The sequence below is a fragment of the Streptomyces sp. NPDC058685 genome (genome assembly GCF_042714725.1).
GTDB lineage: Bacteria > Actinomycetota > Actinomycetes > Streptomycetales > Streptomycetaceae > Streptomyces.
This window is the reverse complement of sequence record NZ_JBHXSL010000005.1, coordinates 258,260-268,631: the sequence shown is the minus strand read 5'-3', so window position 1 is coordinate 268,631 and position 10,372 is coordinate 258,260. Positions and strand designations below refer to the sequence as shown.

The following is a 10,372-nucleotide window of genomic DNA, read 5'->3' as shown; positions in this document are numbered from 1 at the left end:
AACGAGGAGAACCGACATGTCCGTCGACGAGGACAACCGCAGCTACCGGGTCGTGGTGAACCACGAGGAGCAGTACTCGATCTGGTTCGCCGGGCGCGAGCTGCCGGCCGGCTGGACGGCCACCGGATTCGAGGGGTCCAAGAGCGAGTGCCTGACCCACATCGACGAGGTGTGGACGGACATGCGGCCGCTCAGCCTGCGCCTGCGGATGGCCGCATCCGAGCAGTGACTCGACGGCATCGCGGCGGGTGGCCGGTGTTCGGCCGGGCCACCCGCCGCGATCCACCGGCCGGCGGTGCCGGCAACCCGGCACCCCTGTGCCGAAAGCAACCATGAGAAGAACAGCACACAGAGTGAGGCAGCGGGTAATGAGGGTCTTTTCCCATGGGCGTCTGGAGCGACTCGCCCGCGATCGAGGCATGCCCGAGGAGTACCTGCACGATCTGCGGGTGGTCTCGTCGGTGTTGCCGTTCAAGGTCAACGAGTACGTCGTGGACGAGCTCATCGACTGGTCCGCCGCTCCGGACGACCCGATCTTCCGGCTCACCTTCCCGCATCGCGACATGCTGCCGCCGGACATCTTCGACAGCATGTCGGCGCTGCACCTGGCCGCCGCCTCTCCCGAGGTCATCCGCAAGGCCGCCCGGGAGGTCCATGGCCGGCTCAACCCCAACCCGGGCGCCCAACTGGACACGAACGTACCGACACACGGCGGAGAGCCACTGGGCGGCGTCCAGCACAAGTACGCGGAGACGGTCCTGGTCTTCCCCTCCCAGGGGCAGACCTGCCACTCCTATTGCGGCTACTGCTTCCGCTGGCCCCAGTTCGTGGGCAACGCCGACATCCGGCAGGCCGCATCGGATATCGACCGGGTCGTCTCGTACCTGGCCGCCACCCCGTCGGTCACCGACGTCCTCTTCACCGGCGGTGACCCCATGATCATGAGTTCCACGGTGCTGGAACGGTGGATCGAGCCGCTGCTCGCCCCGGCCCTGGAGCGGATTCGTACGATCCGCTTCGGCACCAAGGCGCTCTCCTACTGGCCGGCCCGCTTCACCACGGACCGTGACGCCGACGATGTGCTGCGGCTGTTCGACCGTGCGGTGGCCCGCGGCCGGCACGTGGCCGTGATGGCCCACTTCTCCCACCCGCGCGAGCTGGAGAGCCCGGCGGTGCGGGAAGCGATCCGCCGCATACGCGCCACCGGTGCCGTCATCCGGGCCCAGGCACCGCTCATCGCCCACGTCAACGACCGCCCCGAGGACTGGGCCACGCTCTGGCAGAAACTGGTCGAACTCGGGGTGGTGCCCTACTACATGTTCGTCGAACGCGACACGGGCGCCCGCAGCTACTTCGGTCTGCCCCTGACCCGGGCGGTGCAGATCTACACGGACGCCATCCGGAGTGTGTCCGGCCTGGCCCGTACCGCCCGGGGACCCGTGATGTCGGCCGCCCCCGGCAAGGTGCTCATCGACGGCGTCGCCGACATCTGCGGCACCGAGGTGTTCACCCTGCGGATGCTGCAGGCCCGCGATGCCCGCCTGGTGGGCCGGCAGTTCCTGGCGCACCACGACCCGACAGCCGAATGGCTGGACGACCTGCGGCCCGCGCTCGGCTCGTGGTGGCCGCAATGAGGCGCGCCTCCGTTCCATCCCCGTGGCGCCGGACCCGGCCGGAGCCCCAACCCCCGCACGACTTGGAGGACATGATGGGGCCGACCGGCACCGACGCCGCCCGCACGGAGAGCGGCAGACCACCGAGCCTGTGGCGCAACCGTGAGTTCAATCTGCTCTGGGCCGGCCAGTGCCTCTCCGACCTGGGCAGCGCCATGGCCAATCTGGCCCTGCCCCTGCTCGTACTCCACTTGACCGGATCCCCGGCACAAGCAGGTCTCGTCGGCACCACCGGCCTGCTGGTCACCCTGGTCTGCCGGCTCCCCGCCGGCGTCCTCGCCGACCGCCTCGACCGGCGCCGGCTGATGATCGTCTGCGATGTACTGCGCATCGCCGCGTACACCGTCCTCGGATGCGCGGTCGTGGCGGGTACGGCGAGTCTCGTGATGGTGCTGGTCGTCGTGATCGCCGGAGCCGCGGCCAACGCCCTGTTCAGCACCGCCGAGCATGCCGCGATACGCAACCTGGTCCACTCCGACCAGCTCTCCACCGCGGTCGCCCGTAACGAGGCACGGTCCTACGGCACTTCGCTGGCCGGACCGCCCATCGGGGGACTGCTGTTCGGACTGGGCAGGTCACTGCCGTTCCTCGGCAACGCCCTCAGTCACCTCCTGTCGCTGGTGGCCGTCCTGCTCATCCGCCGGCCACTGCAGCAACCCCGGCAGGAGCCGCCCACGTCGGGCGGCGCGGCGGGGCTCGAGGGCGTGCGGTTCGTGCTGGGCAACCCGTTCCTGCGCGCCCTGCTGATGATCGCGGCCCCGCTCAACATGGCCTTCACCGGCATGATCTTCGCGATCGTCGTCTCCTTGCAGCGCTCCGGCACCTCCTCGTTCCTGGTGGGCCTGGCGAGCATGATCTTCGGCCTGGGAGGGTTCCTGGGCGCCTTCGCCGCCCCGGTCATCCAGAAGTGGCTGCGTCTGCCGCGACTCATCCTGGTACTGGCGTGGGCCACCGCCGCACTGATAGCGGTCAGCGCCCTGTTCTCCACCAGCGTGCTGGCCGCGGTACCGCTGGCCGCCGCGGTCTTCCTCGGCCCCACCTGCAACGCCGCCCTCTTCGGATACCAGGCGGCCATCACCCCGGACCACCTCCAGGGCCGAGTCGTCAGCGTGATCTTCCTGGCCGCCACCTCGGCGGCAGCCCTCGCACCCGGGCTGGCCGGCCTGCTCCTGGCGCACTTCTCCAGCGGGTCGGCGATGCTCGTCTTCTCCCTGCTCGTGGCCATCGCCGCGGTCACCGCCACCTTCAGCAGCGGGATCAGGTCGATGTCCACCACGCCGTGAGGCGCGGTCCCGCGACAACACCCGGTCTTCGCCGAATTCCCCTGCCCTTCCTGCGCACCGCGGGGACCCGCCGTACGAAGCGTGCCTGCACCGCCGCCGGCCACCGCGCCCACGGCGGCCCGACCTCCTGCCTTCCGAATGGAGCCCCATGAACACCGTCACGCCCGACCGAGCCGCCGAAGGCGGTACCACCGGCCGGACCGCGACACCGCGCCACTACCTGATGTGCGCTCCGACCCACTTCACGGTCAGCTACGCCATCAACCCCTGGATGGATCCCTCGAAGCCGGTCGACACCGCGCTCGCTCTTTTCCAGTGGGAACGGCTGCGCGCTCTCTACGAACGCCTGGGCCACCGCGTGGACCTGATCGAACCCGTCGCCGACCTGCCCGACATGGTCTACGCGGCCAACGGCGCCACCGTCATCGACGGCAAGGTACTCGGCGCGCGGTTCCGCAACGCCGAGCGAGCGGCGGAAGGTTCGGCGTACCTGGACTGGTTCCGGTCCGCCGGCTACACCGCGGTGCACGACCCCGAGCAGGTGAACGAGGGGGAGGGCGACTTCCTCCTCACCGACAGCTTCATCCTCGCCGGACAGGGCTTCCGCACCAGCCCGGAGGCCCATACCGAGGCCCAGAAGTTCTTCGGCAGACCGGTCATCGGCCTCGAACTCGTCGACCCCGCCTACTACCACCTGGACACGGCACTGTCCGTGCTCGACGGCGACGAGATCATGTACTACCCGGAGGCGTTCTCGGCGGACAGCAGGGCCGAGCTGAAGCGACTCTTCCCGGACGCGGTCCTGGCCACGGCCGAGGACGCCTCGGTCCTGGGCCTCAACGCGGTCAGTGACGGACGGCATGTGGTCCTGCCGCAGGCCGCGACCCACCTGGCCGAGCGGCTGTCGGCCCGCGGCTTCGAGCCCCTGGGAGTGGATCTGTCGGAACTCCTCAAGGGCGGCGGAAGCGTCAAGTGCTGCACCCTGACGCTGCGGGGGTGACCTGACCCGGGCATCCGGCCGAGTGTCTGCTCCACCTCCCCGGCGGCCCGGGCCGGTGGCGGCCTCCCGCCGCACCGTCCCGGGGCCGGGTGAGTCCTCGTCACTCGGTGGAGCGGCGGGGGGAATCGACGGAGGCCCCGAAGCCACCGGGAGAGCCATCGATCTCGGCCAACGCTGCCAGCGCGACGCGCAGTTGGGTACGCGAATCGATCCCGAGCTTCGCGTACGCGTGCAGCAGATGGTTGTCGACCGTCCGGATCGACACCATCAGCCGGCTCGCGATCTCCTGGCTCGCGAGGCCCTCCGCCGCCAGCGCGGCGATCTCGGACTCCCGGCGCGTCAGCGGGCGGACCACACCGACGCCCAGCGCCGGGGTCCGTGCACCGCCACACCGAGCGAGCGACTGCCCGGCCAGGATCGCCGCCGCGGCGGCCGAGCGGGTGTCTCCCTCCCGTTCAGCGGCTCGCGACGCCTCACGCGCGGTCTCGGCGGCCAGCAGATCCGCACCGGCCGACCGGCACAGCTCCGCCGCGTCACGCAACAACCGCGCCGAACCCGCCGCCTGAGCAGCGGCGGCGGCCGCCCGCGCCCGTGCCAGGGCGCTGTCACTGATCCGGGCCAGTTCGCCCAGGCGCTCGTGCACCCCGGCAGCCCCTCCCAGCCGGGCGACATCGCTGAGCAGCCAGCCTTCGTAGGCGTACATGCCCACTTCACCGGCCCGCACCGCCGCGTCCGTCAGCAGCCTCCTGGCGCGTGTGAGGTCTCCCTCCGCCGCCGCGGCCCAGGCAGCGGCCAGCTCCATGGAGAAGGTCGCCGACTGCTGCTGGTCCGCCGGTGCCCGGCCGATGGCCTCGAACATCGCCCGCGCGTCCGCGGCCGACCCCGCCTGGGCGTGCACCACGGCCATTCCGGCACAACTGATCACCAGCGGTCGGGGGTAGTTGTTCGCCCTGGCGAGCGAAATGGCCTCGCCGTACCAGTCGCGAGCCCTTTCCAGCCGTCCGGCCATCAGCTCGCACCGCCCCAGGTGGGCGGCGATCCATGCCTGGAGGTAGACCGCCTGGGCGCCCACCGCGCCGGTGTACGCCTCTTCGCCCACGGCCCGCGCCTCGTCCGGGCGGCCCGCCTCGGTGAGGGCGACCACCCGGTAGATGGCGGGCCCGCTGCAGTGCGCGGACGGGTCGGATCGGCCGCCCTCACCTGCGGCGTCCGTCATCTCCTCGTGGACCCGCCTGCTCAGCTCCACCGCTTCGCGGGTCCGTCCCAGATACGCGAGGGCGAGCGACTTCTGCAACTGGCCCCACATTCGCAGCCGCGGGACCTGCACCTGTTCGGCGTCCTCGAGCAGCGGCAGCACCCGGCGTATGTCGCCGCAGTACATGAGGTAGCCGGCCTCATTGATCCGCAGGACCCGGCGGGCGCCCGGGCCGAGTCCGGCACCGGCGGACGTGTTCACCTCGAAGGTGCGCTGCGCGTCCCCGAATCCCCAGAAGAGGTTCTGGGTGCGTTCCATGACCGCGGTCAGCAACTCCGTGTCCCCGACCGCCTTTTCCTGTGCCCTGGCCAGACAGTGCTCGGCTCGCTCCCAGTCACCGGTGTGGTGGTAGGCCTCCCCGCGCATGAGCCACACGCTGAAGGGAGCCGACGCGCCGTCGGACACCGAGCCCTGGGACGGGCCCGAGAGAAGCTCGAGTACGGTGGGGTAGTCGCGTACGTGGCGGGCCATGGCAGCGGCGGACATCAGCAATTCGGGGTCGACCGGGAGACCAGCGGCCAACTGCCAGGACGCCAGCCTCAACGCGTCCTCACGGCGGCGCACTCCGTGGGATCGCAGCGTCTCGACCTGCGCGGTGTAGATGGCCTGGCGCCGCCCCGGTGGGATGCGCCCGCGCAGCACATCGCCGTACAGGGGATGGACCAGCGTGCAGTACGTCCGCCTGCCCGTGGCATGGATCTGGATCAGCCCATGCCTCTCCAGCCATTCGACGTCACCGGGATCGGTGCCCACCGAGCGCAATGCGCCCAGGGGGACCGGCTCGCAGAGCGCCACCAGTTCCATGATGTCCTCGCGAGGACCGGACAGCCCATCGAGGCGCCGGCGGATGATCGACGACAGCCGTTTCGTCCCGCCGGGGCGGCCGTTGAGATGCCACAGACCGTCGCCGAGTGTCAGGGTGCCGTCGCCGACAGCACCGCTGACCAGCTCGTAGAGAAAGAGCGCGTTCCCCCGGGACGAGCCCACCAGGGTCTCGAGAGCGGCGTGCTCGATCGGGTGCCTGAGGCAGCGGCGCAGAAGGTTCCGCACCTGTGCGCGGGTGAAGGGGTGCACGGCGATACGGCGGGTGGAGTCGCTGCGGTCGATCGATTCGACCGCGTCGGACGGCGGTGCGCCGTCACGGACCGTGGCGATGAGGAAGACGGCCCGGGCCCACAGCAGATGGCCGAGCAGGACGGCCGACGCGCTGTCCAGCAGATGCAGGTCGTCGACAAGGAGCACGGCACGCCGGCCGGCTCTCTGCGAGCCGTCGTTGCGTCCCGGGTACAGCCCGAAGGTCTGGGCCGCGGCCTGGAACGCGGTGACCGCGTCGTCCGAGACGGCGTCCGAAGGCAGCAGGTGTGCCAGCGCCCCGAGCGGCAAGGTGGCCGCTGAGGCGGTGGCGACGGCTCGCTCGACCCGGTGGCCGTTCCGCGCGGCCAGACTCAGGCACTCCTCGGCGATGCGGCTCTTGCCCACTCCTGCCTCTCCGTGAATGAGCACGGCGGTGGTGGCGGGACTCTCCAGACAGGCTGCGAAAGCGTCGAGTTCGGCCTGCCTGGCGGTGAAGGGCCACCGTTGGCGCACGGGGGACGCCGGTCCCGAGGAGGGGCCGGACGGGAGATCCGGCCGCCCGACGGGAAGGGCAGAGAACCGGTTGGACTTCACGCACTACTCCCTATCGTCCGGACACACGATCCGGAGAAGCTGACGATGCGGCCCGGAGACCACTGCCAGCATGGACGTTCGATCGCCCACCGCGCATGAGTCGTGCCTACTCATACCCGCGGCCGATGGGCGGCCGACGACGTTCCACAGGCTGCCTCCTCCGGTCCCGCGGACCGTCCACGCGCCTGTCATGGGGCACGGGTTCGGGGCACAGGGCCTGACCCAGCACCCGGCGATCGCGAACGCCGACCTTCGCATAGACGCGGTGCAGGTGATTGCCCACCGTGCGCACCGACAGGGCGAGCTGGTCCGCGATCTGCGCGTTGCCCAGGCCTCTCGCCGCCAGCAGCGCGATCTCCATCTCCCGATCGGTCAGATTGTCCCGGACACCCTGCGGTGCCAGCCCGGGCGTACGGGCCCCGCACAGGGGCGCGAGCCGCTCGGCCCGGGCTCGGCAGGAGGCCGCCTTCCGCTGTGATCCGGCGCGGCCGTGGGCTCCGGCCGCCGCCGTCCATGTCTCGGCCGCCATCAGCCGCGCGCCCATGACGTCCGCTTCCTCGGCACACCGCTCCAGCTCGGCGCCGGCGTGCGCGGCCAGCGCCCCGGCCGTACGGGCACGGAGTGCGATCAAGGGGTTCGGACAGCGGATCGCGAGTTCGGTCAGCTGCGGGTGGACGCCGTGGGCGTCACCCAAGCGGGCGACGTCGTACAGGAGATGGGACGCGAGGACCACCAGCCCGGTCCGGAGGGCTGTCCGCGCACCGTCGCTCAGCAGTTCGCGCGCATCGCCGTAGCGTCCCAGGGCAGCGGCCCGCCATGCTTCGACGAGCCGGCATTCGGGACGTCGGCCGTGGTCGGGGAGCATCCGGTCGGCCTCGGCCCAGGCGTCGTCCGAAGCGGCCCGGTCACCGGTCACGGCGCAGACGAGAGCCCGCCCTGCCTGCCCCCACCAGAGACCGGACAGGAAGCCCTGGTCCCGTGAGGTGGAGACGACCGAGGCGAACCAGTAGCGCGCCCGGGGCATGTCGCCCTGGAGGTAGGCGATCCAGGCGAGGTCCGTGGCGGCACGGATCTGGGCCGTCCCCGCCCGCGTGTCCACCGCATGGTCGTACGCCTGGTGGGCCAGGTCCTCCGCCTCGTCGAGCCGCCCGGCCTCCGCGAGTGTCCGGGCCCGGGCGCTTCGCAGCATGGCGGGGTGTGCCACGCTGGCCGCACGGGCGCAGTCGGGCCGGTCGGCGTGCTGATCGGCGGCGGCCAGGGCGTCCTCCGGGCGCCCGGACTCGGACAGGCAGTAGACGCTCGGAACGGCGGCCATCAGCGCCGACCGGCTACTTCCGTCCGCCACCTCCTCCAGGAGCGTGTGTGCCCGGCCGACGTCACCGACGAGGGTCCACAGGGCTGCTTCGTTGGCCTTGAGCACGGCGGCGCTGTCGCCGTGAGGCGCACCCTTGAGCTCCCGATGGTTGACGGCGAAGGCCTCGTCGATCCGCAGGAGGCCCTGGGCCAGATTCTGGGTGCGCAGCACCACGCCGAGGAGTCGCTCGTCGGGTGTGGTGGCCAGCTCCAGCGCGCGCGCCAACGCGTCCTCCGCCTGCTGGGGGCAGCCGCACGCGTGCTGGAACTCGCCGAGCAGCAGGTACGACTGCGCGTCGGGCCGGACGTCGACCAGGGCGGTGACGAGGCGCAGCGCGGCCCGGAAGTCGTGTGCGTCGCGGGCGAGTTGGACGGCCTGCAGGAGGTCCTCCGGGGGGACCCCGACCGCGGCGTCGAGTCGCCAGAGCGTCGACCGCAGCAGCTCCGCACCGGCCGGACCGTCGCCGCTGGGGACGGCGGCAAGCTCGGCTCGCGCCAGCAGCATCGTGCGCTTGCGGTGCAACGTGGCGGTGGTGCGCAGCACTTCGCCGTACAGCGGGTCGGTCAGGTCGGCCAGCGCCTGCGGGCCTTCCCCCTGGATACGCAGCAGTCCGGCTTCCCGCAGTGTGTCGAGCACGTCCGGCGGGAAAAGCGCCGGCCGGTCCGGCCCGCACAGGGAGAGATGCTCCAGCACGGCGTGGCTCGGGGGCGCGAGTGTCGCCAGGCGGAACCGGACGAGTTCCACGAGGCGCGGCGGCGGAGCGAGCGGGGTGGTGATCCGCCACAGGCCGGTCTCGCGTACCAACTGCTGCCCGTTCAGCGCTCCGCCGACAAGTTCCCTGAGGTAGAGGGGCCTTCCTCCGCTGACACGGTGGAGCTGTCGTGCGGTGCGCCGTTCCACCGGGCCGTCGAGGACGCGTTCGAGCAGGGTCTGTACCGCTGTCCAGGGGAGGGGTTCCAGAGGTACGGGGTTCAGGTCCTGGGCGAGGTGGGCGCCGGCGGACTCCTGTCGGCTCTCCGGTGTGGCCGTGGCGATGAGCAGGAACTCACCTGCCGCCAGGAGCGGTTGGAGAAGCCCGACGGACTCGTCGTCCAGCAGGTGGATGTCGTCCACGAAGAGCACCGGCCGCCGCCCACGGCTCTGGGCCGTCCGGAGCCGGTCGGTGCGGAGTGTGAGGCGGCCGTGCGGGCCCGGAGAGAGCAATGGAGCCAGCGCACCGAGCGCCACGGAGCGTGAGGCGTGGGTCGCCGCGGCCCGGATGACCGGGTGTCCGAGCTTCCGGGCCGATTCCCACACCTCGTGCCCGAGTCGGGTGGCACCGGCACCGGCCGGGCCGCGGATGATGACGCCGCGACCGCCGGGAGCGGTCAGGAGGTCTGTGGCGTCTGCCAGTTCGGCCGTCCTGCCGATGAGCGGCCACGGCGGTGCGAGGGGGGATGTGTTCATGTGCTTCTCCAGGGAGCGGCATGGGTGCGCGACGGGTGAGATGCGTGTCGCGTGCCGTCCGGCGTGCGTGAGGGGTGGCGAGAGATGGTGCGCAGAGCGGCGCTGGGTGCTGAGAACAGAGATCCTCAGCGTTCGACCCAGGCGTGTGGCGCGGAGACCGCTGCGGCGGTCGGTGGCGGGAAGGGGCCGGGTCCGGAAGCCGGATAAGGGGCTAGATCCAGCCGATCGCGAAGCGGAAGGCGATCGACTGGAGAGCGGGCGCACGCCAGGGGCGGGTCGCCGCGAGGTGTCCCCGTGTGTCCGCTGCCAGGTGGAGGCTCGAGCACACGGACATGATCAGCTCCTCTGCACCATGGTGGCTCAGTGGTCCAGCCACTGGATGGTCGATTCCAGTCATTCACACACGTGCGCAAGGCGTCAAGATTGCGGATGCGAGGACATGGTGCCGCAGAGTTTGTTGATTGTTTGAGCATCAGGTGCGATCTCTCCGCTCAAACCGGTGCGTGGCGCAGGCGAGTTGGATGAGCAGGTGCGGAGGTCTCTTCCTTCGCGCCATGAAGGCGAGGGCGTTTGCGGCGGGCAAGCCGGACGAAGGGCTTCTCGATCGCAGGGCAACGCGGTGCCGCCGCCTCGGCTGGGCCTGGCCGGATGGCGCTGGACGTCTCCACAGGTCGTGCTGAGAAGATCGGTGGC

General features: G+C 71.1%; 7 protein-coding genes. 4 read left to right on the top strand and 3 right to left on the bottom strand.

The window, feature by feature from the left end; genetic code table 11:
* Positions 1-16: 16 nt before the first annotated feature.
* The 4 genes from ACFWU3_RS07125 to ddaH all read left to right on the top strand — a co-directional run bounded on the left by ACFWU3_RS07125 (position 17) and on the right by ddaH (position 3,956).
* Positions 17-229, top strand: a complete 213-nt coding sequence (locus tag ACFWU3_RS07125; RefSeq protein ID WP_313942127.1) for an MbtH family NRPS accessory protein — start codon at positions 17-19, stop codon at positions 227-229.
* Between the two features lie 190 nt (positions 230-419).
* Positions 420-1,634, top strand: a complete 1,215-nt coding sequence (locus ACFWU3_RS07120; RefSeq protein WP_384432386.1) for a KamA family radical SAM protein — start codon at positions 420-422, stop codon at positions 1,632-1,634.
* 74 nt (positions 1,635-1,708) lie between these two features.
* Entirely contained in the window at positions 1,709-2,956 is a 1,248-nt protein-coding gene (locus ACFWU3_RS07115) for an MFS transporter (RefSeq protein ID WP_384432383.1), read from the top strand.
* A 148-nt stretch (positions 2,957-3,104) separates the two neighbouring features.
* Complete coding sequence (gene ddaH, locus ACFWU3_RS07110; protein ID WP_384432380.1) at positions 3,105-3,956, top strand: dimethylargininase; 852 nt, start codon at positions 3,105-3,107, stop codon at positions 3,954-3,956.
* A gap of 100 nt (positions 3,957-4,056) precedes the next feature.
* On the opposite strand, the gene ACFWU3_RS07105 is transcribed toward ddaH, so the two are convergent.
* The 3 genes from ACFWU3_RS07105 to ACFWU3_RS07095 all read right to left on the bottom strand — a co-directional run bounded on the left by ACFWU3_RS07105 (position 4,057) and on the right by ACFWU3_RS07095 (position 10,013).
* Positions 4,057-6,879 (bottom strand): LuxR C-terminal-related transcriptional regulator, encoded by a 2,823-nt coding sequence (locus ACFWU3_RS07105; protein ID WP_384432377.1) that lies wholly within the window; start codon positions 6,877-6,879, stop codon positions 4,057-4,059.
* 106 nt (positions 6,880-6,985) lie between these two features.
* Positions 6,986-9,679: a LuxR C-terminal-related transcriptional regulator gene (locus ACFWU3_RS07100; RefSeq protein ID WP_384432374.1), complete on the bottom strand. Its 2,694-nt coding sequence runs from the start codon at positions 9,677-9,679 to the stop codon at positions 6,986-6,988.
* A gap of 211 nt (positions 9,680-9,890) precedes the next feature.
* Positions 9,891-10,013 (bottom strand): hypothetical protein, encoded by a 123-nt coding sequence (locus tag ACFWU3_RS07095; RefSeq protein ID WP_384432371.1) that lies wholly within the window; start codon positions 10,011-10,013, stop codon positions 9,891-9,893.
* Between the last annotated feature and the right edge of the window lie 359 nt (positions 10,014-10,372).

What these genes read in the sequence shown, in the direction of transcription:
- ddaH (WP_384432380.1), top strand. Translation starts at nt 3,105, where the DNA reads ATGAACACCGTCACGCCCGACCGAGCCGCCGAAGGCGGTACCACCGGC.
- ACFWU3_RS07100 (WP_384432374.1), bottom strand. Translation starts at nt 9,679, where the DNA reads ATGAACACATCCCCCCTCGCACCGCCGTGGCCGCTCATCGGCAGGACG.
- ACFWU3_RS07115 (WP_384432383.1), top strand. Translation starts at nt 1,709, where the DNA reads ATGGGGCCGACCGGCACCGACGCCGCCCGCACGGAGAGCGGCAGACCA.
- ACFWU3_RS07095 (WP_384432371.1), bottom strand. Translation starts at nt 10,013, where the DNA reads ATGTCCGTGTGCTCGAGCCTCCACCTGGCAGCGGACACACGGGGACAC.
- ACFWU3_RS07125 (WP_313942127.1), top strand. Translation starts at nt 17, where the DNA reads ATGTCCGTCGACGAGGACAACCGCAGCTACCGGGTCGTGGTGAACCAC.
- ACFWU3_RS07120 (WP_384432386.1), top strand. Translation starts at nt 420, where the DNA reads ATGCCCGAGGAGTACCTGCACGATCTGCGGGTGGTCTCGTCGGTGTTG.